General features: G+C 35.3%; 20 protein-coding genes. 13 read left to right on the plus strand and 7 right to left on the minus strand.

Translation table 11 applies throughout. From position 1 onward, the window contains the following. The first annotated feature begins 15 nt into the window (after positions 1-15). The 4 genes from WH188_RS02125 to WH188_RS02140 all read left to right on the plus strand — a co-directional run bounded on the left by WH188_RS02125 (position 16) and on the right by WH188_RS02140 (position 4,238). Positions 16-1,344: an amidohydrolase gene (locus WH188_RS02125; protein ID WP_317166801.1), complete on the plus strand. Its 1,329-nt coding sequence runs from the start codon at positions 16-18 to the stop codon at positions 1,342-1,344. Positions 1,345-1,426: 82 nt separating this feature from the next. Beyond that, positions 1,427-2,278 (plus strand): AraC family transcriptional regulator, encoded by an 852-nt coding sequence (locus tag WH188_RS02130; RefSeq protein WP_168125833.1) that lies wholly within the window; start codon positions 1,427-1,429, stop codon positions 2,276-2,278. Between the two features lie 78 nt (positions 2,279-2,356). Continuing rightward, positions 2,357-3,595, plus strand: coding sequence for an amidohydrolase (locus WH188_RS02135; protein ID WP_168125834.1), 1,239 nt, complete (start codon positions 2,357-2,359; stop codon positions 3,593-3,595). Between the two features lie 199 nt (positions 3,596-3,794). Beyond that, complete coding sequence (locus tag WH188_RS02140) at positions 3,795-4,238, plus strand: KTSC domain-containing protein (protein ID WP_132773691.1); 444 nt, start codon at positions 3,795-3,797, stop codon at positions 4,236-4,238. 71 nt (positions 4,239-4,309) lie between these two features. Here the strand turns inward: WH188_RS02140 and WH188_RS02145 are convergent, their stop codons facing one another. The 5 genes from WH188_RS02145 to WH188_RS02165 all read right to left on the minus strand — a co-directional run bounded on the left by WH188_RS02145 (position 4,310) and on the right by WH188_RS02165 (position 9,150). Next, positions 4,310-5,674: a pyridoxal-phosphate dependent enzyme gene (locus WH188_RS02145; RefSeq protein WP_132773689.1), complete on the minus strand. Its 1,365-nt coding sequence runs from the start codon at positions 5,672-5,674 to the stop codon at positions 4,310-4,312. A 46-nt stretch (positions 5,675-5,720) separates the two neighbouring features. After that, entirely contained in the window at positions 5,721-6,539 is an 819-nt protein-coding gene (locus WH188_RS02150; RefSeq protein ID WP_021188870.1) for an AMP nucleosidase, read from the minus strand. Between the two features lie 101 nt (positions 6,540-6,640). Then, positions 6,641-7,891, minus strand: coding sequence for an ATP-dependent Clp protease ATP-binding subunit ClpX (gene clpX, locus WH188_RS02155; protein WP_132773687.1), 1,251 nt, complete (start codon positions 7,889-7,891; stop codon positions 6,641-6,643). Between the two features lie 2 nt (positions 7,892-7,893). After that, on the minus strand, positions 7,894-8,595 hold the full coding sequence (gene clpP, locus WH188_RS02160) for an ATP-dependent Clp endopeptidase proteolytic subunit ClpP (RefSeq protein ID WP_132773685.1): 702 nt from the start codon (positions 8,593-8,595) through the stop codon (positions 7,894-7,896). Between the two features lie 96 nt (positions 8,596-8,691). Further along, the gene (locus WH188_RS02165; RefSeq protein ID WP_132773684.1) at positions 8,692-9,150 is read right to left on the minus strand and encodes a type I restriction enzyme HsdR N-terminal domain-containing protein; all 459 of its coding nucleotides are present in this window, start codon (positions 9,148-9,150) and stop codon (positions 8,692-8,694) included. A gap of 103 nt (positions 9,151-9,253) precedes the next feature. Here WH188_RS02165 and holA point away from each other — a divergent pair, with 103 nt between their 5' ends. The 6 genes from holA to WH188_RS02195 all read left to right on the plus strand — a co-directional run bounded on the left by holA (position 9,254) and on the right by WH188_RS02195 (position 15,789). Then, the gene (holA, locus tag WH188_RS02170; RefSeq protein ID WP_168125835.1) at positions 9,254-10,255 is read left to right on the plus strand and encodes a DNA polymerase III subunit delta; all 1,002 of its coding nucleotides are present in this window, start codon (positions 9,254-9,256) and stop codon (positions 10,253-10,255) included. A 228-nt stretch (positions 10,256-10,483) separates the two neighbouring features. Then, positions 10,484-11,101 carry a TetR family transcriptional regulator gene (locus tag WH188_RS02175; protein WP_132773680.1) on the plus strand — a complete coding sequence of 206 codons (618 nt, stop codon included), beginning with the start codon at positions 10,484-10,486 and terminating at the stop codon, positions 11,099-11,101. Beyond that, a complete protein-coding gene (locus tag WH188_RS02180; protein WP_168125836.1) occupies positions 11,091-12,395 on the plus strand; it encodes a TolC family protein in 1,305 nt (434 codons plus the stop codon). Before WH188_RS02175 ends, WH188_RS02180 begins: the two co-directional genes overlap by 11 nt. A 12-nt stretch (positions 12,396-12,407) precedes the next feature. Then, entirely contained in the window at positions 12,408-13,499 is a 1,092-nt protein-coding gene (locus WH188_RS02185; protein ID WP_021188463.1) for an HlyD family secretion protein, read from the plus strand. A 4-nt stretch (positions 13,500-13,503) separates the two neighbouring features. Further along, the gene (locus tag WH188_RS02190) at positions 13,504-15,087 is read left to right on the plus strand and encodes an MDR family MFS transporter (RefSeq protein WP_021188462.1); all 1,584 of its coding nucleotides are present in this window, start codon (positions 13,504-13,506) and stop codon (positions 15,085-15,087) included. A gap of 243 nt (positions 15,088-15,330) precedes the next feature. Then, positions 15,331-15,789 carry a DoxX family protein gene (locus WH188_RS02195; RefSeq protein WP_021188461.1) on the plus strand — a complete coding sequence of 153 codons (459 nt, stop codon included), beginning with the start codon at positions 15,331-15,333 and terminating at the stop codon, positions 15,787-15,789. Positions 15,790-15,862: 73 nt separating this feature from the next. On the opposite strand, the gene WH188_RS02200 is transcribed toward WH188_RS02195, so the two are convergent. Next, positions 15,863-18,751 carry a TonB-dependent receptor gene (locus WH188_RS02200; RefSeq protein ID WP_168125837.1) on the minus strand — a complete coding sequence of 963 codons (2,889 nt, stop codon included), beginning with the start codon at positions 18,749-18,751 and terminating at the stop codon, positions 15,863-15,865. A gap of 683 nt (positions 18,752-19,434) precedes the next feature. Here WH188_RS02200 and WH188_RS02205 point away from each other — a divergent pair. Then, positions 19,435-21,030, plus strand: a complete 1,596-nt coding sequence (locus tag WH188_RS02205) for a discoidin domain-containing protein (RefSeq protein WP_168125838.1) — start codon at positions 19,435-19,437, stop codon at positions 21,028-21,030. A gap of 70 nt (positions 21,031-21,100) precedes the next feature. Here the strand turns inward: WH188_RS02205 and WH188_RS02210 are convergent, their stop codons facing one another. Then, complete coding sequence (locus WH188_RS02210; protein ID WP_132773672.1) at positions 21,101-22,726, minus strand: ABC-F family ATP-binding cassette domain-containing protein; 1,626 nt, start codon at positions 22,724-22,726, stop codon at positions 21,101-21,103. A 323-nt stretch (positions 22,727-23,049) separates the two neighbouring features. Here WH188_RS02210 and WH188_RS02215 point away from each other — a divergent pair, with 323 nt between their 5' ends. Together WH188_RS02215 and WH188_RS02220 are read left to right on the plus strand one after the other, a co-directional pair. Continuing rightward, positions 23,050-23,415, plus strand: a complete 366-nt coding sequence (locus WH188_RS02215) for a PEGA domain-containing protein (RefSeq protein ID WP_021188459.1) — start codon at positions 23,050-23,052, stop codon at positions 23,413-23,415. Positions 23,416-23,658: 243 nt separating this feature from the next. Next, positions 23,659-23,973: a TFIIB-type zinc ribbon-containing protein gene (locus WH188_RS02220; protein ID WP_132772951.1), complete on the plus strand. Its 315-nt coding sequence runs from the start codon at positions 23,659-23,661 to the stop codon at positions 23,971-23,973. Positions 23,974-24,027: the final 54 nt, after the last annotated feature.

Consider the following 24,027-nt stretch of genomic DNA (forward strand, 5'->3'; position numbering starts at 1 on the left):
TAACAAAAAAAGAAAGTGAATAATTTGAACCATTTATCCCGTAAACAATTCATACAAAATGCCGCGATAGCTGTTGCTGGCGCATCTCTTCCGTTAAGCACATTGAGCGCTAAATCAATCAATCCAATGCATACAGAAATAAAAAGTAAAATGTTGAAATTTAAGAATGTACGTTTGGAAACTGGTTTTATTTATGATGAGGCTGATGTAATTGGTACTAAGACGGATTTATTTTATATGGAAGTTGAAAATGGTAAAATATCAAAAATCGGTTCCAATCAAGCCAACGCAGATGCTATTGATGCAAAAGGATTATTAATGTTGCCTTCTTTCAGAGATATGCACATCCATTTGGATAAAACTTTCTATGGTGACAAGTGGCAGGCAATAAGACGTGGAGCTGGCAGCGTGAAGGGCATGATTGCTTTAGAACAAAAAATACTTCCCGATTTATTGAAGAATTCAACTTTCAAAGCAGAGAAACTGATCGAATTATTACAGTCGAAAGGTACAGGATTTGCACGCAGTCATGTTAATATTGAACCTACTTCGAAGTTGCAGTCGCTAAAAAATCTACAAAAAGCGCTTGAGAACAAACATAAAAGTTTTAGTGCTGAGATCGTCGCTTTTCCGCAACATGGCGTATATTTTACAGATAGTGTTCCTTATTTAAAGGAAGCAGCACAAATGGATATTGATTTTATCGGTGGCGTAGATCCATATTCTATTGATGGACAAATTGAAAAAACAATAGATTTTACAGTTCAGCTGGCATTGGATAACCAAAAAGGAATAGATATTCATTTGCATGAGTCTGGAGAATCGGGATTGAAAACAGTGGAGTATCTGATTGATAAGGTTAATGAGAATCCTACATTGAAGGGTAAAACATTTTTAAGTCATTGTTTTGTATTAGGAAAGATTGATAAAGTAAAACAAGAGGAGATTGCTGAAAAATTAGGAGCTGCTCAAATCGGTATTGTTTCTACTATTCCTTTTGGAGGTTTAATTATGCCGATCCCTACTTTATATAAACATAACGTTACTGTAATGACCGGAAATGACAGTATTGTGGATCATTGGAATACTTTTGGAACGGGAAGTGTTCTGCAAAAAGCTAATCTTATGGCACAGTTGTATGGATATTCGTCAGAGTTTTTATTGTCAAGAAGTTTAAAGATAGCAACGGGAGGCACTTTACCTCTAAATGATAAGGGTGTAAAACAATGGCCAAATGTTGGAGATCAGGCCGATTTTGTGTTGATCAAGGCGAGTTGTTCTGCAGAAGCAGTATCACGGATCTCTGATGTGGAGACTTTGGTACATAAAGGCGAGTTGGTGTAGATATCTCTAGATTAAAAAAATGGTTGATTATAATCCATTCTCCTCTGTTTTTAGTAAATTGAATTACTAAATTTGAGGAGAAATGGATAACCAGCACGATTATTTTCCAGTTTTAAATATTCAAGAATTTACTGAAGCACCCTCAGGATTTACAAATTTATTGTTTCATGAGATCAGAGGTGCTCGTCATATTGTTGAACCACATAAGCATGATTTTTTAATTATTCTGCTATTTGAGAAGGGGAGTGGTACCCACAGCATTGACTTTAGAAATTATGTGATCGAATCTCAGCAGGTTCATTTTTTATTCCCAGGACAGGTTCATCAATGGCAATTTGATGAAGAAACAGTCTGTTATCAATTGATGATTAGCCGTGAATGGTTTGAAAGTTTTCTCCCCGATCTTCGATTTTCCTCTCTTTATTACCAGCAACATCCTGTTTTTCAAATTTCTCGATCGCTTTATACAGCATTGTTTTATGAATTTCGAGCTATTGAACAGGAATTGCAAGAAACAAATATTCTTTGGGAAATTATTCAGACACGTAGCAAATTGATCGGTTTGTTATTGCGCAAGTCTTTTGAGATTACATTCCATGATTTTGAGAAATATCATTCAAATCCGATTATTTCAAAATTTGTACAGCTCATCGATCTTCATTTTAAATCAAATCGGTCGGTAGCTTTTTATGCAGAAAAATTACATATCTCCGCTAATTACCTCAATATAGTTAGTAAAAAAGTGATTAATACCGCCGCATCGACATTGATTCATGACCGTATTTTATTAGAAGCAAAACGTTTGCTTAAAATATCGGAAATGAGTGTTAAGGATATTGTATATGATTTAGGGTTTTATGATCACGCCAGTTTTTCGAAATTTTTTAAAAGTCATACCGGAATGACACCATCTCAATTTAAAGAACAAGGATAATTTTGACAACAGTTGGCATAATCTGTACCTAATCGGTCAGTAGTTGATTTTTATATTTGTTATATAATCATTGATCTTATGTTGCCATCTCATAAATTAATTTCCAAGGGGCATTACACACTAAAAAATGTTCGTTTAGAGACCGGATTCGAATATGAAAACCAAGAGGTAATCGGTACTCTTACTGATCTCTTCTGTATTGAAATTGCAAACGGAAAGATAATAGCTATAAAAGCTAATAATGCAGCTGAAGAAGCTGTTGACATGAAAGGAAGGCTGATGTTGCCTGCTTTTAAAGACATGCATATTCATATCGATAAAACTTTATTTGGTTTACCATGGCAAGCGCTATCTCCAAAAAGAAAAACGGTTGCAGATATGATTGCTTATGAGCAAGAGATCATTCCCAGATTGTTGACAACCTCCACAGCACGTGCCGAGCAACTCATTGCTTTATTGCAGGGATATGGTACAACTTATGCGAGAACCCATTTTAATGTAGATCCGACCTCTGGGCTTCAATCTTTTGAAAATCTTTTGCTAGCGCTCGAACATCAAAAAGATTCCTTTCAAGCGGAGCTTGTTGCTTTTCCGCAACACGGGCTTTATTATACAGATTCTGCTCCTATTATGAAAGAAGTAGCGAAGTCTGATCGGGTTGATTTTATAGGAGGACTTGACCCACTCAGTATTGATGGAAGCATAGAGAAGCCTTTGGAATTTACTGTACAGTTGGCATTGGATAATAATAAAGGAATAGACATTCATCTTCATGAAGCAGGTCCTTCGGGAATGAAAACAATTCAATATCTTATCGATAAAGCAGTTGAAAACCCTCAGTTACAAGGGAAAACATTTATCAGCCATGCCTTTGCTTTAGCACAACTGAATGCACAGGAGGTAGAAGAGATTGCTGAGAAATTGGCTTTTGCAAAAGTGGGTATTGCTTCTTCTGTGCCATTTAAAGGACGTCCCATGCCTATTCCAGCATTAAAAAAGCATGGAGTAAATGTGCTGATCGGAAATGATAATGTACAGGATTATTGGAGCACATTTGGTACCGGTAATATGCTACAAAAAGCAAACCTTATAGCAGAGCTATACGGATATGCGACCGAATTGCAGCTTTCACGTACGCTAAGCTTTGCAACACAGCAACTCTTGCCTTTAGACGATGAAGGAAAACAACAATGGCCAAAAGCGAATGATGATGCTAACCTGGTTTTTGTAGATGCGACCTGCTCAGCTGAAGCAGTCTCTAGAATGTCTTATGTATTTGCATTTATGCACAACGGAAATCTTTTTTTGACAGATTAAGCTCGTTATGAGCTCATAGGGGCAGTGATTATAATCTTGACTTTTCGGCAGTATTGCTAATTTAAATAGATAATTTAGTATGTAAAAGATGAAATTACAAAAAATTAACATACAATTGTTCATTCTAAAATATAATTGACGTATTTTTGCAAATCCTAAAATCAATATGGTTTGGTTGGAATAGGGAAAAATAAATATTATGAAAAGAATAGGTGAATCCAAAAAGATTTTTGGTATTACAAAAAATGAAGATTTAGCGACGTTAAAAAAGATATACCGTGACTTAATCAAAGCTTGGCATCCGGATAAATTTCAAGATGAAGTACAAAAAGAGGAAGCTGAGTTAAAAAGTACAGAAATTATTGAGGCTTACCACTTCTTAGTTAGTATTTCTCCTGAGACACATGAAGCAAATTTAGAAGAGTATAACAATACGATCAATAACTTTTTTATTGAAGATTTTGAATTTAAGGGTCAGACATTACGCGTTACATTTCAGGATAAAAGTACTTATGAGTATTTTGGTGTTCCAAAAACAGTGTACACGAAATTCATCAATGCTGAGTCTCGTCCAAGATTTGGTAGAAGACAAATTTTCAACTCATATACATTCCGCAAAAGTGCGAATGCAATGGGAGCATAGTTTAATTGCTTATCATAAAAAAAGCCTTATTGTTATTAACAATAAGGCTTTTTTTATACAATTTTATTTAATTATGCTTCAGATATTGCATTGATAATATCATACTGTGTGATGATATTAATTTTTCCGAATTCATCTTCTACCAGTACAGCTTGTGTATCTTTATTGATCAAAGCCGATATTTTATCAATCGACGTATTTAAGTCAACAAAAGGAAAGGGCTTTGTCATAACTTCTTGTACTGACGAGGATTTAAGAGCTGGATTTTCTAAAAGAGCATTCAAAATATCAGACTCTGTTATTTTTCCGACCACCATTCCCTGCTGTGTTACGGGTATTTGAGAAATATTAAGTGTTTTCATAAAGTTGAACGCTTCAAAGACGGTTTGTTCAACATCTGCTGTTACAATTGCTTGCTCACCTCTTCTTTTTAAGATACTTTTTGCGTTGAGTTTCTCATCTTCTAAAAAGCCACGTTCTCTTAACCAATCTTCATTATACATTTTTCCCATATAACGCGAACCGTGATCATGGAAGATAACGACAACAACATCATCTTCTTTTAAGCGATCTTTTAATTGAATAAGACCTGCTAATGCTGATCCAGCTGAGTTTCCGGCAAAAATTCCTTCCTTACGAGCCAGTTCTCTCGTCATTAATGCAGCATCTTTATCGGTAACTTTTTCAAAAAGATCAATTAAACTAAAATCAACATTTTGCGGTAAAAAATCTTCACCAATACCTTCTGTTATGTAAGGGTATATTTCATTTTTATCGAAAATACCGGTTTCCTTATATTTTTTAAATACAGACCCATAAGTATCTATTCCCCATACTTTAATATTAGGATTTTGCTCTCTCAAATATTTGGCTGTACCTGAAATGGTACCTCCAGTACCAACACCCACGACAAGGTGGGTGATTTTCCCTTCAGTTTGTTCCCATATTTCAGGACCAGTTTGTTCATAATGTGCCAGCGCATTTGAAGGGTTATCGTATTGATTGGCTTTCCAGCTATTGGGAACTTCGCGTTCCAGACGGCTCGATACCGAATAATAGGAGCGGGGATCTTCAGGATCCACATTTGTGGGACAAACGATCACTTCTGCGCCAAAGGCACGTAAAGCATCGACTTTCTCTTTGGATTGTTTATCTGTTGTGGTAAAAATACATTTATAGCCCTTGACAACAGCAGCCATGGCTAATCCCATACCTGTATTTCCAGAAGTTCCTTCAATGATTGTTCCTCCTGGTTTTAATAAGCCAGCTTGCTCTGCATCTTCAATCATTTTAAGTGCCATTCTGTCCTTAATCGAGTTGCCGGGGTTACTGGTCTCGATCTTCGCTAGGATGGTTCCTTTTAAATCTTTGGTGATTTTGTTTAGCTTAACAAGAGGGGTATTTCCTATTGTTTCTAAAATGTTATTATACCACATAAATTTACTGTTTGTTTATGCAAAAATACCAAAAAATGTCTGTTTCCTAGAATTTCAAATGTTTCACAGTCAACCCATTATTTTTAAGTTGCTTAAGCGCATCAATACCAATACTGATATGAGCATCAACATATTTCGCTGTTACACTTACATCACTATTAGCAGTCTTTACGCCTTCTGGAATCATAGGTTGGTCCGAAACAAGTAATAAAGCACCCGTTGGAATTTTGTTTGCAAACCCGACACTGAAAATAGTGGCTGTCTCCATATCAACAGCCATAGCACGTATCGTTTTTAAATATTTTTTAAAATCTTTATCGTGTTCCCATACCCGTCTGTTGGTTGTATAGACTGTTCCGGTCCAGTAGTCTCTGGAGTGGTCGCGAATAGTAGTTGATATTGCTTTTTGCAATGCAAATGATGGTAATGAAGGCACTTCAGCGGGGAAATAGTCATTGGATGTACCTTCTCCTCTGATGGCTGCAATTGGTAAGATGAGTTCTCCTACACCAATTTTTTTCTTCAACCCCCCTGTTTTTCCTAAAAATAGGACTGCTTTCGGAGCAATAGCAGACAATAGATCCATGACGGTTGCGGCCATTGGGCTCCCCATACCAAAATTGATAATAGTGATGCCGCCTGCAGTAACACTTTGCATGGGTTTATCTTCACCATAAATAGGTGCATTGTCATGCATTTCAGAAAAAATAGTGACGTATTTTGAGAAGTTTGTTAATAAAATATAATTACCAAACTCTTCTAAAGGTCTTCCTGTATAACGTGGTAACCAGTTGTGAACAATCTCTTCTTTTGATTTTAAACCTGGTGTGATAGGGCTATCTACGTTTTTTTTACTTTTTGCCATAATTCTTCAATTTAATAATTTAACCTATTTGAAGGAGGGCCTATGGGAAGAAATTTGTGCGGCTAAAAAAAATCCCCCGCGGTATGCGAGGGATTTCTTATTTAAGCGACTTGCAATTTTTTGATGTCCGACTTTTCAAATTTTTTCGTCGCATATTCTAACGTAATATGCAGTTCTTTTTGATTCGTCTTTTCCTTTGACGTAGGAATTTCAAACATTGCGTCGAGCATAATAGCCTCACAAATACTTCTTAAACCACGAGCTCCAAGTTTAAATTCATCAGCCTTGTCTACGATAAAGTTGTAGACTTCGGTATCAAATTTTAATTCAATTCCTTCGTATTCAAATAATTTTCTATACTGTTTTATTAACGCATTCTTAGGTTCTGTCAAGATACTTAATAGTGTCTCTTTGTCCAATGGGTTCAAATACGTTAATACAGGTAATCTTCCGATCAATTCCGGTATTAAACCAAAACTTTTTAAATCCTGAGGTGTGATGTACTTATAAAGATTTTTTAAATCAATTTCTGCATCATCCTCATTCATTCTGTAACCTACTGTCTGTGTACGAAGACGATTGGCAATTTTCTTTTGAATGCCATCAAATGCGCCACCACAGATAAATAAAATGTTGCTTGTATTGACAGCAATCATTTTTTGATCAGGATGCTTACGGCCACCTTGAGGTGGTACGTTAACAACTGTTCCTTCTAAGATTTTCAACAATGCTTGCTGAACACCTTCTCCAGATACATCTCTGGTAATGGAAGGGTTATCACTTTTACGTGCTACTTTATCAATTTCATCAATATAGATGATACCGCGTTCAGCTGCCGCAACATCGTAATCTGCCGCCTGTAATAAACGAGTTAATATACTTTCAACATCTTCACCGACATAACCGGCCTCCGTTAATACTGTAGCATCTACAATACTGAAAGGTACATTTAAAATCTTTGCTACCGTTTTGGCTAGTAAGGTTTTACCAGTACCGGTTTCACCTACAACAATTAAATTTGACTTCTCAATTTCAATTTCATCTTGATCAACTTTTTGATTTAGACGTTTGTAATGATTGTATACAGCAACAGAGATCACTTTTTTTGCGTCATCCTGCCCGATAACATACTGATCTAAGTGTTCTTTTATCTCTAAGGGACGAATGAGTTTTAACGCAGTTTGTAATGTTTTACTCTTACGTTGTTTCAATTCTTCCGCTAGAATTTCGCCTGCTTGATTGATACAGCGGTCACAGATGTGAGCTCCATCTCCAGCGATAAGCATTTGGGCATCATTTTTACTCATTCCGCAGAATGAGCAATGAACGCCACTATTATTATTTTTAGCCATTATTATTTAATAATCTCCTTTTTAGGAAGTAAAATCTCGTCAATCATTCCAAAGTCTTTTGCTTCGGAAGCCTTCATCCAGTAATCACGGTCAGAAGATTTTTCTACCCATTCGTAAGTTTGTCCTGAGTGGTCAGCAATAATAGTGTAAAGTTCCTCTTTCAATTTCATCATCTCACGAAGATTGATTTCCATATCTGAAGCAACACCTTGAGCACCGCCGGAAGGTTGGTGGATCATGACACGTGAATGTCTCAATGCAGCACGTTTACCTTTTGCTCCAGCAACCAATAATACAGCACCCATAGAAGCTGCGATACCTGTACAGATTGTAGCAACATCTGGTGCGATATATTGCATCGTGTCATAAATACCTAATCCTGCATAAACACTACCACCTGGTGAATTGATGTAGATTTGAATATCTCTTTGGGAATCTGTTGATTGTAAAAACAACAATTGTGCCTGAATGATATTTGCTACCTGATCGTTGATACCATCACCTAAGAAAATGATACGATCCATCATTAAACGTGAAAATACATCCATTTGAGCAACGTTTAATTGACGCTCTTCTACGATGTATGGAGTCAAGTTTGTAGGTGTGTTTACTTGCGCTCGTGCAATAAATCCATCAACATGTTGACTTCCAATTCTGTGATGCTTGATTGCATATTTTCTGAATTCGTTTTTATCTATATTCATATTCTTTGTGATTCAAATTTATAAGACTAATATAAAACTATATTTTAAATAATAAATACTATATGCCATTTGTTTTACACATGAGTTACAATTCTCTTAAAGTTGATCATAACTCGGCAGCTCTTTTATAAAGGCAAATGATTTGTTTTCAAAATCAATTTTACAATAGTAATGCTGCAATCCATTGCTTACTAAGAGTAACGGAATTTTATGGATAGAATTGTAATTAGCGATCTGTTCGAAGGTCGCCTGTGTAATTTTTATATGTGGCGCCTTAAATTCAGCTAGTACTATTTTTTCTCCTTGATTATTATAGATGAGTAAATCACTTCGTTTTTGAAGGTCATTCAGTCGTAAGCCACCTTCTATCTTCATTAAGGATTTAGGATACTTTTTGTTGATATGGAGAAAGTGTACCCAATGTTGGCGAACCCATTCTTCCGGAGTTAAAACAAGTTTCTTCTTTCGTAAATCGTCAAAAATGAAAATGGTTTCATTCTCTTTTGTCAATTTCGCTGGATATGGCGGTAAATTTAACGGAATTGGGTTAAACATAGGACAAAGATACTAATTTTTGAATTATTCAAAATAGAAGAGATGTAGGATTCCGTTATTCAAATTTTACGGTTCGTCATTTTAGTTGTAATTTAGTGGCATCATGAATATCAGTCCTATTTTAACAGACATTAAAAAACGTAAATTTCAGCCGGTCTATTTATTGCACGGAGAGGAAAGCTATTTTATAGATGTCATAAGTGATGCATTAGAGCATACGGTTCTTAATGATGCTCAGAAAGGTTTTGATCAAACTGTACTTTACGGAAAGGATACTGATTTCTCGACAATTGTGAATGCTGCCAAGCGTTATCCAATGATGAGTGATCACCAACTGATTATTATTAAAGAGGCTCAGGATCTAAAATGGAAGGATGACGAATTGCTTCTCAAATATGTAGAGCAATGTACAGTGAGTACGGTTTTGGTGTTTGATTATAAATATGGCAAGTTTGACAAGCGTAAAAAATTATACAAAGCCATTGAAAAAAAAGGCCTTGTCGTAGAATCAAACAAACTTTATGACGATAAAGTAGCCGCATGGGTTATTTCTTATATTAAAGAACAGGGATGGAATATACATCCTCAAGCAGCGGCCCTACTGTCAGAATATTTAGGTACAGAACTTTCTAAAATTGTCAATGAGCTGAATAAACTGATGCTCAATGTACCAAAGGAAAGAGAAATTGTTGTGGCAGATATTGAACAAAATATTGGTATTTCGAAAGATTTTAATGTTTTTGAACTGAATACTGCTTTAGCGAAGCGCAACGCATTTAAAGCATATCAGATTATAGATTATTTTGCCGCAAATCCAAAAAGTAATCCTTTAGTGTTAGTTCTAGGTACTATAGCTGGATATTTCACCAAGATTTTAAAATATCATTATATTATTGATAAAAGCACAGCCGCTAAAGAGCTGGGTGTTCATCCTTTTTTTATGAAAGAATATGAACTTGCAGCACGTAACTACAATAGAAGAAAAACATTTACGATCATCGAAGCATTAAAAGATGCAGATTTAAAATCAAAAGGAATGAATGTAGGAGGTAATACGAGTACTAAAGATATCCTGACAGAATTGATTTTTACAATACTTAATTAGCAATTTTATAAGAAATTACGATTAAAATATTCTCAATATTTTTATAAAGAAACCTTTCTCATTTGTTTGAGGAAGGTTTTTTTTATGGAAAAACTAATGTAAATCAATGTTATTTATCTTATTTACAATGATATCGAATTAATGTTATCTTTTTGTAAATTTTAATTTAAACGCTTGTTTAATTTAAACGCTTGTTTAAATTTGCACACGGTTTTTAAAATCCCAATAATGGAATTCAGTGAAAAACAATTAGAAATATTGCATGTCGCAGAAAAGCTTTTTGCTACAAGTGGATTTGATGGTACATCTGTACGTGATATAGCACATGAAGCCCAGGTCAATGTCGCTATGATCAATTATTATTTTGGTTCTAAGGATAAATTGCTAGATGATCTTTTTACCTACAGGGTTGAAAAATTCAAGATGGATGAGAGTATTTTACAATTGACTATTCCTGTGATGGATATCCTTGACGAGATGGTAAAATCTTATATTAAATATATGAATTCTAGTCTGGCGATCTATCATATTTTGGCAATAGAAGCCGGAGTGAAAAAAAGGTTGATGCTTTCCGATTCCTATAAAAATTTAAAAAAGCACAATTTAAATGTCATTTCAAGTATTCTTCAAAAAGGAGTAGATGCAGGCGAGTTTCGATCAGGTAATGATCCAATCTTGATACATGCCACAATGATGGGGACGTTCATGAATTTTCAGATGAACAGATCTTTTCTAAAATCAGAATTAAATCTTACTACTGATGAGGAATATAGTCAATATATGGAGTCAACTTTAGTAACCCACTTACAAAGAACGATTAAAGCTTTATTAACATATGAATATTAAAATAGGGAAGTTGGCACTCTTACTTTTCTGTCTACAGGGGGTTGCATTTGCGCAACAGGGTGATCCCCTCACTTTGCAAGAAGTAATCCGTCTTGCTCAGACACAAAGTTTGGAAGCAAAAGCTTCAGAAACAAAAATTAAAGGAAGAAAATTGGAGTTGGATGCTTCAAAGAATAGTTTACTTCCTGACGCTAAGTTGAGCGGACAATATTTAGCAATGACTTCTCCGGATGTTAAACTTCGGATACCTGTATCATCATCTTCAGATCCGATGGATATTAAAGCTAATCAGTTAATGCTAGGACAGGCTTCTGTAAGTATGCCCATCTATACAGGTGGAAAAATTAAAAACAGTATCGCAGCAGCTGGCAATGCTGTGAAGATGGAGGAGTTCTCAGCTTTAGCGTTAAAAGATCAATTGGCTGAACAAGGTATTAGCTTGTATATCAATTTGTATAAAGCGCAACAGACTGCACTTTTAATGGAAGAAAATATTAAAAGATCTGAGCAACGTGTGACAGATTTTAAAGCGATGGAGGCGAATGGGATCATTCCACGAAATGATCTTTTAAAAGCTGAATTGCAATTGTCTAATTATAAGGTTTCTCTTCAGGAAGCAAAAAAAAATGCTAATGTTTTAAATTATCAGTTGGTTAATTTTTTAAAACTAGATGAGGCTACTCAAGTTTCTGCGATCAATCTGGATGAGGCACCTATAGCAGGAGATTTCTCTGATGTTCAAACCGCGTTGGCCAATAGGAATGAATTGAAGGCCTTACAGGCACAACATGATATTGCTTTGAATAAGGTCAATATTGAGAAATCTAATGCATTGCCCAAAATAGCATTAACGGGTGGTTATGCTGCACTGGACGTACATAATTTGGTAACAGTGAAAAATGCAGTGAATGTTGGTGTAGGAGTTTCTTATGATATTGGATCACTTTATAAAAATAAGAAGAATGTCAATATCGCCCGTAATCAAGTAAGCCAAGTGGATGAAAATGTAGTTATTATGAACGACAAAATTAAAGTTCAGGTACAACAGGCGAATGAAAATTATCACTTGACGATTTCTCAAAATCAATTGTATACAGAGGCAGTAAATCAGGCGAATGAAAATTATCGTATTGTAAAGGATAAATATGATAATGGTGTGGCGGATACAGATGATTTATTAGAAGCTGATGTACAACAGTTGCAATCAAAAATTAACTTAGCGATTTCCAAAGCTAATACTGTAGAGAAATATTATGATTTACTTTTAGTAAATGGTCAATTAACAACAAAATAATTATAAATATCAATGGAAAATCAAGAAGAAAAGAAACCATCAAATAAGAAATTTGTCTTCATTCTTATTGCTCTTATCTTAGTTGGAGGAGGGTATGGTGGTTATAAATACATCCACAGTCAGTCGCATGAAACAACAGATGATGCACAGGTTGATAAAAATATGAACCCGATCATTCCTAAAGTAGGTGGTTATATTGCACAAGTGTATGTAAAGGATAATGATATTGTTAAAAAGGGAGATACATTATTTACGATTGATACACAGGATTATCTGATAAAGGTAAAAGAAGCTGAAGCTGCTTTGTTGGGCGCAGAGGGATCTTTTGAAGTATCGAAAGCTGATGTGAATGCCACTTCTGCTAATGTAGCGATTTCTGATGCGACGGTTCGTTCTAATATTGGAAGTATTGATGTTGCGCAAATTCGTGCAGAACAAGCTCAAAATGATTTCAACCGGTATTCGAATCTTTATAATAACCATTCAATTACGAAACAGCAATATGAACAGGCTTTAACAACTAAGCTAGAGGCGGAGAAGCAAGTTGAGATTTTAAAACAACAGCGAAATGCGTCAAATTCACAACGTCAGGCTGTGCTGAGTAAAACAAATGTTGCAAGTAAACAAACAGCAGTAGCACAGGCTAATATTGAACGCGCTAAAGCAGCTGTTGACGCCGCTAAATTGAATCTTTCGTATACAGTAGTTACTGCTTCTGCAGACGGTCAGATTTCTAATGTAAAAATAAGACCTGGACAGATGGTTAATCCTGGAGCAGCATTATTTTACATTGTTGATAATCATGAGACCTGGGTTGTTGCTAATTTCAAAGAAACACAGATGAATGATATTCGAATTGGACAAAAGGTAGCAGTTACTGTTGATGCGTATCCAAATATCGAATTTGAAGGTGAAGTGAATTCATTTTCACCGGCAACAGGTTCTAAATTTTCTTTACTTCCTCCGGATAATGCTACTGGTAACTTTGTGAAAACAGTACAGCGTCTTCCTGTGAAGATATTATTAACGAAAGCTAACACAGCTGATCATATTGCTTTATTGCGTCCAGGAATGAACGCTGACGTTGACGTTCACTTAAAATAAGATTATGACAGCTACACTTGATCAGGATAGTCTCATTGAATATGGGTATCGGCGTGTCATCATCACCATTATAGCAGTTCTTTGTGCTTTATTGGAGATTGTGGATACCACCATCGTCAATGTTGCTCTCAATGATATGAAAGGAACATTGGGTGCGACGTTAACGGATATCGCTTGGGTCATTACAGCATATGCAATCGCGAATGTGATCGTGATCCCCATGACAAGTTGGCTATCGCAACAGTTTGGGCGCAGAAATTATTTTGCAGCCTCTATTATTATTTTTACGGTTGCTTCGTTTTTATGTGGTAATTCAACCAATATTTGGGAACTGGTATTTTTTAGATTTATACAGGGAATGGGTGGTGGAGCATTATTAGTTACTGCTCAAACTATTATTACCGAAAGTTATCCTCCGGCAAAGAGAAGTATGGCGCAGGCCATCTACGGAATGGGGGTTATTGTTGGGCCAACGCTAGGTCCTCCTCTAGGTGGTTATATCGTAGATCATTTCTCTTGGCCTTATATTTTTTATATCAATGTTCCTTTAGGTATTATTGCTGTTCTTTTGACGCTTACATTTGTTAAGAGTCCTAAATATGGTGAAAAACAGGCTGCTAAAGATGTGGATTGGTGGGGTGTGGTTTTCTTGATTATGTTTATTGGTTCTTTACAGTTTGTATTGGAACATGGACAGCAGGATGATTGGTTCTCCAATAGTACAATTGTTATTCTTTCGGTTACATCAGTTTTAGGATTACTGTTTTTCGTCTGGAGAGAGCTGACCTATGACCGGCCGATTGTTAATTTGCGGGTTTTAAAGGATAAAAATCTACAAGTTGGTGTCGTGATGAGCTTTATACTCGGTTTCGGCTTGTTTGGTTCGACATTTGTTATTCCGATTTACACCCAGTCTATTTTGGGATGGACAGCAACAGATGCAGGTTTACTGCTTATTCCGAGTTCGCTGATGACTGGTTTCATGATGCCTTTTATCGGTAAGATGATTCAGAATGGGGTTCCTCAGAAATATATGGTCGCGATAGGTTTATGTGTATTCTTTGGTTTTTCATTTGTGATGTACAGCCGTCTCACAAATGATACGGGAGCGGAACACATGTTTTGGCCTTTAATATTTAGAGGTGTGGGTTTAGGTCTATTGTTCGTGCCAGTAATGACTTTATCATTGTCGACCTTATCGGGTAAAAGTATTGGTGAAGGAGCGGCGTTTACGGGAATGATGCGTCAATTGGGTGGTTCATTTGGTATTGCTTTGATTACGACATTTATTTCTCGCTTTAGTCAAAGCCATCGGGTTAATTTATTAGCTAATTTAGATCCAACTGATTTTGAGGTACAGCAACGTATCAATCAGATGCAGGCTAGTTTTATAGCTAAAGGATTTACCCCGAATGAAGCCTTAGGTAAAGCTTATCAATTATTAGAAGGTTCAGTCATGAAGCAGGCTACTGTTTTATCTTATATGGATGTGTTTTTATACATCGGAATATTATTCATAGCCTGTGTACCATTCGTGCTGATGATCAAACAAGGTAAGAACAAAGTGGATACATCAAGCTTACACTAAATAAGCTAAAAACGTAAAAGAATAGAAACAGCCGTAAATATACATACGGCTGTTTTTTTTGTGCCTGATTTCGGATTAATGTAAAAAGCAGGTAAAAGTTTATCTGAAAAATAGTGCTAATGAAAAGAACTGAATCTAACAGATCATTTTGATTGTAACAAATCGTTAATTTATTTGTTTCTCAAGTGATGCACTTGTAAACTTAAAACAAGATTTAGATTAGGACAAACTAATGATCGACTTATGAAATTATTACTTATTCTTTTTACAGCTTTTTTTCTTGCCCTGATAGGCACAAAATTAGTCTACGGTTTTTGGGATTTTTTATTTGCAGGTAATCTTGGTATGACTGTTTTTATCATTTTCACTGGTTTGTCGCATTTTAGATTTCAAAAAGGTATGGTGATGATGATGCCAGATTTTATTCCTGCAAAATTATTTTTAGTATACTTAACGGGAGTACTCGAAATTGCCGCTGGAATCGGATTAATGATACCTTCATTAAGAGCAACCACTGCAATATTGCTCATTATCTTTTTTGTTGTCGTTTTCATTGCAAATGTTAATTCTTCGAGAAAGATGATCAATATTTTTAAAGCCGATTATACGGGGCCGGGGATGAATTATTTATATGCACAAAGACTTCCGATGCAGCTTATTTTAATAGCATGGGTATGGTATTTTGGGCTTTATTTAAAATAAAGTTTAAAAAAATCCTCCGTCATCGAGAAATGAGGAGGATTAAACCAATTATAATAGAAGGGGGGAGGGAATATTATTTCGTTAAGATGTTATCAAAAGTTATAGCCATATAGTATAAAGCGCCAAGTGTCGGTCCACCTGCATATTGTATATAATGATTGTTTAGTATATTACTTCCACCAAGTTTAATAGTTGTTTTAGGCATCTTGTAACTAACCTGTGCATCAATATTATTATAAGCGGAGACACGGGCATTCACAAGCGGGCTTTCCCAGTCAAATGCATCCTGCCATTTCCAAACAAGATTAAAACCTACATTTGGCAGAATCTGTCTATTTCCGAAAGATAGATTAGATGCCCACTTAGGAGTATTGAATCCGGTAACAAATAAATCAGATTCTTTATTTTTAGTAATATCACTGTAGTTAATATTGCCGGATACTGTATAGTTACCACTGAAGTTATAAGTAATGCCAAGAGAACTTCCATAATTGTTATAACTGTTTTTGGCATTCGTATAAACACGGTAACGGGTTTGTTTGGATCTATTACTAGCTAACATATCAATAACAGATGCATCTGTTGTGATCTTATCTGTAGATGGGACGGCGACTTCTACCTGACCTAAAAATCCATTATAGACATTGCTGTAAAGATCCCAGTCAATAGCTAATTTGTTTTGAAACAATACCGCTTTATAGCCAATTTCGAAAGACTTGATACTTTCTGGCTCTGTTGCCTTTAAATTTGTAACAGCTAAAAGTTCCCGGTTTTTAAGTGCCGCATCATTAGCTGTCAATCCAGTTGCGACATCCTTGTTTACCGCTGCATTAAAACTATTTACGGATTGAAGGGTATATGAATTATCTAAGTATCCAAGTCCTTCATTGATATAGGACAAGCCTCCTACGCGACGTACATTTCCGTTATTGACAAATGATAGTGCTTCAAATAGAGCAGGAAAGCGATATCCATTTTGAAAAGATGCTCTAAGGTTATGTTTTTCTTTTAGGGTATATACTGCTGCAATCCTAGGATTAATTTTAGCTGAGAATTCAGGATTATAATCAACCCGTAATGATCCAAAAAGTTTTAATTTCTCATCCAGAAGAGATTTTGTAATCTGTCCAAAACCCCCAACTTTTTTGTAATAGACATTTTCACCAAAAGAACCATTTGACAAAGGCTGACTCCTGTCTGCTATAGGTCTTTTAAAATCCACAAAGTTGTTTCCGTCAGGAACTACTTCATAAATGGTCGCATCACCCCCTATTAATAAGTTGAAAATATTGATGTGTCGGCTTAAATCCCATTGTGCATTAACGTGGTAAGTTCTGCTCATTTGTTTCAATTGAGCACCACCTGTTGCAGTACCGGTTTTAACGCCTGCATTCAAATGATCCCAATTATTGATTTTAGTAATGGTATTCTTTAGTTCATCAAAATCTTTTGTACCAGGTTCTACACGACCTTTGTCAGCTACTATTCTAGCATTTCTTAAAGCATCTGTTAAAGATATTCCTTCATTTAACTGTGTTTGCAATGAGTTTTTATAAAGATCTCGCCATGCATTATTAGATAAATGAGTCAGGTCTAAATTGTCTGCCAAAGGTTTAATATTGTAGGAGTCACCCGTGTTTTCAGTAGAAAGGTAGGTTTTTATAGAATAGTCATTTCCTTTTAATTCTAATTTATGATTTTGAACCTTTACATTATCCAATTGAATTTTATTTCCTCTTTGAAAGACGCCATCCATTTGACCAAATCGGTAGCTATAAGATAATTCCGCATTTTCAGTAAGGCGATAATGTAATGCGGCATCAAATTTTAAATTTTCAACTGTAGGCTTTGAAAGATCTTCCTCTTTGTAACCTGTACGTCTCACAATTAGAGATTGGTTTGCTTTACCATTAATGTTCAAACCCGAAAGGGTCACAGCATTATTATTTTCGTCACCATAAATATTCCAGCCATCGTAGGCCGGGTTGTTACTACCCGAAAGTTCTGGGAAGCCAGGGTTTGCTGTGTTTAATGTGTTTGGATTTTGATCCTGATAAGAATTAGACAACCAGTCTGTTCCTCTTAAATAGCTAAGATTGACTTTGAATGCAAATTTATTATTGAAAGATTTGGCAAAGCGGACGGCATTTTCTGTCAAATTACTCAATTCTCGACCAGTACCGCCGGTATGATTTAACCCATTTTTGGAGTAAACGCTTAATCCTTCGTATAAAAACGGGTTTTTTGTCAATAGATTAGCCATCCCATTAATGGCATTCATACCATAAAGAGCAGAAGAAGCGCCAGGAGTTATTTCTATACTTGCAATATCCAATTCTGTGGGACCTATGGCATTACCTAATGGAACACCTAATGTCGCCGCTTGCATATCTACACCATCAGCCAACTGAACAAATCTAAAGTTATTAGGAATATTGAAACCTCTGGTATTAGGAATTTTGAAAGTAATGCTTGAAGTGGTCATTTGAACACCCTTAACATTTTCAAGTGCATCATAAAAACTAGGGGCAGGGGATTCTCTAATAGCTCTGATATCTAATTTTTCAATTGAAACAGGAGATTTTAAGATACTTTCCTGTGTTCGTGATGCCGTGACTACCACTTCTTTTCCGAGAATTGTTTGCGTCAATAATGCTAAATTTAAGTTGGATTCTGGACCTGTTACTTCGTAAGTTTTTGTTTCAAAACCAACTCCAGATACTTTTAATGTAAAAGGATATTTTGCCTTTGTGTTGAGTTTAAAATCACCTTTGTTATTCGTTGATGTTCCGTTTACAGTTCCTTGAATTGTAATGGTAATTCCGGGCAAAGGTTCTTTTGTGTTCTGGTCAATAATATGACCGGTGAGTTCAATAATATTGGACCCTTGAGCAAAAGAGGGAGTAGTTTTGGCCACCCCAATAATCGCGATGATAATAAAATTTAGTAATGTTCTTTTCATGTTTAATATTAAATCTATCGATTTGGTAGACAAATATATTTTTTAGTTTTCATATTACAGCATTTATTTTTAAATAATAGTAATTATTAGTTTTTAACTATCTGTAATTGAGCGCTTATAATTTAATATGAATATTGTTTTAAGTTACGTTTAGAAAGGTTTTTTTAAAAAAATCAATATAAAATAGTCAATCTTTTATCTGTTAAAAATTTATGATTTTTTTCGTGTAAAAGCTACCTGCAGTAATTATTTTCGTTTTATTATATCATTAACATCTTTCCGCTGTATAAGAAAGATAAAAAGAATCATAATAATTTTTTTGGATGTAAGTAGGAGGCTGGAATAAAAAAAAATCTAGCTATTAATGATTCAGGTTTTGAACACCTCTACTAGAAATTTAAATCTATTCTATGTTTACTTGCCTAAATGAATTATAAGCCACATTCACTATAAGAAAAATCATTTTTATGACCTCATCGTTGATCAATGTGCTTGTAATTTTTCTTTAATCGTAATTAATATTTTGGTTGTGAAATAGTTTTTACTATGCTTTTGTTACAAATAGTATAGTTGATTGCGAAAAACAATCGTTTGCGTTAAGTAAAATATTATATTTTTTAAATAATTTTTTTTAAAATGATTTGTCTTTTATAAATTCGGTTAACACCATTATAACATAAAATATGAAGAATAAATCTTTTTACGTACTCTGTAGTATAGTGCTACTTACTGTATTCTCTTGTAAAGACATTACACAGGATTTGAGTAATTATGACAAGGATGAATCCGGTCTAGGAAAAAAGCAAGCGCTTAATTTGACTAATGAATGGCGCAACAATCCCTACAAATTAAATGTCGTTTACTTTGTGCCAAATGATTTGGATTCTATACCAAATTTCAGAAAGCGCCTGAGTAAGATATTACTCGATGCGCAGGAAATGTTTGCTTCGAACATGGACCGCGAAGGTTTTGGTCGTAAATCTTTTGGTTTGGATCTGATCAACGACTCTCTAATTAATATTATCTACATTCCAGGTAATTTTGGAAAAGCAACTTATCCTTATGAGGGGGGGAGTGGCGCAGTGAAATCGGAAGTGGATGCTTACTATGCTTTAAATCCTTCTGCAAAGAAAAGTGAGCATAATCTGATTGTCATTCCTACTTACAATAGTGATCCGGCGAATCCAGGAGGTCCGCCATTTTATGGAACGGGTACCACATGTTATGCGCTGGACTATGTGAATTTAGACGCTAAAAATTTAGGAATAGGTGGCGATATCGGCTGGAAAGCAACAGTATGGATTGGAGGAATGATTCATGAGCTAGGTCATGGTCTTAACGCTAGCCATAACCGCATGAATAAAACATTGGCTCCTACTTTAGGTACGGCATTGATGGGAAGTGGTAATTCGACTTATGGCATCTCTACAACTTCGCTGACACAAGCTACTACAGCAACATTTAATAATAGTCAAGTATTCAGTACAGTAACACGTACAGATTGGTACCAAGCAGCCTCTGTAGATATTACATCATTATCAGCTTCTGTAGCTAGCAATAAAATTATTGTTTCAGGTAAGTTTACAGCGACTAAGCCGGTGAAAGATGTCGTGATTTGGCATGATAGAAGTCCATATGGTGGTAATCAGGATTATGATGCTGTGCAATGGTCGACTAAAGTAATTGGCGTTGACAGCTTTAGATTTGAGTGCCCATTGGCAGATTTTTACGATTTAACTGGAGACTACCAGCTTCGTATTGGTTTTATGCATGAGAACGGTAGCCGGTCGACTTATAGTTACTTATATAGTTTTGTCAATAATCTTCCTGATTTGTCTAAAGTTGTTGTTCACAACTTGTTACCGATAACAGGCTGGTCAATCATAGCAGCTGATAGTCAAGAAAATGGTGCGCCTGCAAGCAACGTTTTAGATAAAAATAGAAGTACAATATGGCATACGCCTTGGTCGTCAGCTCAAACGCCACAGCCGCATTATTTTTCTGTGAATATGGGGGCTTTGAGATCTGTAAAAGGAGTCGCTTTTAGAAATCGGGATAACCTAAACGGGGCGATGAAGGATATTAATATTTACTCAAGTACAAATGGTACTAGCTGGTCGTTGGTAAAAACAGCTCAATTGATACAAGTGTCAGGAAGTTGGATCAATGTAGATTTTACATCGGTACTAAATACACAGTATCTAAAAATAGAGTCGACAAGTTCGTGGGGTAATTTCTTCTATTCACATTTAGCTGATTTTGGAGTTTATTCAAATTAATATAGATTATGAAAAAAGAGAGGCCTTGATTATAACAATCAAGGCCTCTCTTTTTTATAGATAATAATTCTTATTTATACATTTCAGCACGCTGTGCCTGTACAACTTCACTATTAATATACTCATCGTAAGTCATCAACTTGTCGATGATACCTTTTGGAGTTAATTCAATAATACGGTTTGCTACCGTTTCAGTTAATTCGTGGTCACGAGAAGTGAATAACATGGAACCTTTAAAATCAACCATACCGTTGTTCAAAGCAGTAATGGATTCTAAGTCCAAGTGATTCGTTGGCTCATCAAAGATTAAGAAGTTTGCACCTTGAAGCATCATTCTGGAGAACATACAGCGCATCTTCTCACCTCCGGAAAGTACTGAACATTTTTTCAAGACTTCTTCTCCAGAGAACAACATCTTACCTAAGAAACCGCGAATAAATTGCTCATCAGCATCAGGGTTTGTTGTGTAATCTCTTAGCCAATCAACCAGATTTTCTGTTCTACCTTCGAAGAAAGGTGAATTATCCATTGGCATATCTGCAGGAGTGATCGTAATACCCCATTTAATATCTCCTTTGAAATCTTTGTCACGTCCTGTAAGGATATCATAGAATGCCGAAGTAATCAATGAATTTGCACCTAATACTGCAATTTTATCACCTTTGTTAATCATGAAGGTGATGTCTTTGAAGAAAACTTCGCCGTTAACTGTTTTGCTCAATCCTTCTACCTGTAAAGTTTGATCTCCTGGTTCTCTGTTCATGGTATTAAACATGATCGCAGGATATTTACGGTTAGAAGGCTTAATTTCATCAATGTTGATCTTATCTAAAGCTTTCTTACGTGAAGTTGCTTGTTTTGATTTTGATGCATTGGCCGAGAAGCGACGAATAAATTCCTGCAATTCTTTAACCTTATCTTCAGTTTTCTTATTCTGATCAGTACGTTGTTTCAACGCTAATTGAGAAGACTCGTACCAGAAAGAGTAGTTACCGGTATAGATGGTCATTTTACCAAAATCAATATCTACTGTATGCGTACATACAGCATCTAAGAAGTGACGATCATGGGATACAACTAATACGATAGCTTCATAAGAAGCTAAGAAATCTTCTAACCATGCAATTGTATTAATATCAAGATCGTTGGTAGGCTCATCGAGAATCAAAATATCTGGTTTACCAAATAAAGCCTGCGCCAATAAGACACGTACTTTTTGATTACCGTCAATTTCTGAAACTAATTTATAATGGAATTCTTCTTTAATACCTAAACTACTTAAGAGTGTTGCGGCATTTGATTCAGCATTCCAGCCGTCCATTTCAGCAAATAAGCTTTCTAATTCACCAGCGCGTTCACCGTCAGCATCAGAGAAATCTTCTTTCATATAGATCGCATCTTTCTCTTTCATGATTTTGTATAGCTCATGATTACCCATCATTACGGTTTCCAAAACTGTAAATTCGTCAAAAGCATAGTGATCTTGGCTTAATACCGACATTCTATCGCCTGGTGTAAAAGCAACGGAACCTGTAGAAGGATCAATTTCTCCAGAAACAATTTTCAAGAAAGTCGATTTTCCAGCTCCATTGGCACCAATAATACCGTAACAGTTACCAGGTGTGAATTTGAGATTGACATCTTCGAACAATACGCGTTTACCGTAGCGAAGAGAAAGATTGGATACATTAATCATACCGCAAAGGTACGCTTTTTTTCTCTCTTTTTTAAGTCCATTTTTAAAGATATTATAAAGTTAAAGTTCTGCTTTCCGTGTGATTATTATGATTTGAGGTCAGATAGTTTTTAGAGGCTTTCTAAAAAGAATAATGATATTTTTTTTACATGTAGCATATTCTTCTCTCGTCAAGAATTTAATATATGATTTTACTTCATTACCGGATAGGCAATTTGGTGTAAATTCAAAATAGATCTAAATTTATTTAAATTAATCTTAAGTTGTTTTCATGATAATAACTTTCCTTTTATATCTTTGCACTTTATCTCAATAAACATATTATGAAAAAAATTTTACTATTATCGTTAGTAACTATTACTTTAACTTCTTGTGCGACAATTTTTACAGGGACAAAACAAACAGTGACTATTAAAACCTTTCCTGAAGGTGCTAAAGTTGAGGTTGATGGTCTTGATAGGGGCATAACTCCTGTAGCAGTCAGACTTAAAAAAGGTTTTAGCGGTCAAACAGTTACTTTAAAGAAAGAAGGCTATGAATTTAAGATGTTTCAACCTGAAACAACTTTTAATCCGGTCTCTATCTTAAACTTTATTGGAATAATTGGTTGGGGTGTTGATGCTGCTACTGGGGCGATGATGAAATATGATCCTAAAGTCTATGAAATAACACTGGATCCTAAAAAATAAAAATATATGCTATTAGACTTTTTGGTGTCAAAGTTTTCTCAATTTTTAGAATGGGATTAATCTTTGATGTCTTAAGTGATGAATTTCTTTTTTAGGGGCATATATAAAGAGAAAATCAACAGCATTACATTGTTATGATAATACTTGTTAAATAATGTGAAATGTGTCAGATAGCAACGTGATGATAGTCTTAATTTCAGTAAATTGCTATTTAATTGATTGAAAAATTAGAAATAGAAAGATATGAAATGTCCAAATTGCAACGAAACTTTATTGATGACAGAGCGTCATCAGGTTGAAATTGATTATTGCCCTATTTGTAGAGGTGTCTGGTTGGATAAAGGAGAACTTGATAAGTTGATGTCTTATGCCGCTGAGCAAAACAAAGTATCTTCAAATACTTATGAAGATCGATCAGTCCGTCCTGAGCATAGCAATAGGGAAAGATCCGATTATCGTGAGCATTATCGCGAGGGTCACCGTGATGACCATAATAAACATCAGCAATATCCTAAAAAGAAGAAATCATTTCTTTCAGATTTCTTTGATTTTGACTAAAATCTGGTATTAAATTATAACTGTTTTATTACGGCCTGCGAAGGAATAAGTTAG

Source organism: Sphingobacterium sp. MYb388 (assembly GCF_037479535.1).
In the GTDB taxonomy this organism is placed as follows: domain Bacteria; phylum Bacteroidota; class Bacteroidia; order Sphingobacteriales; family Sphingobacteriaceae; genus Sphingobacterium; species Sphingobacterium anhuiense.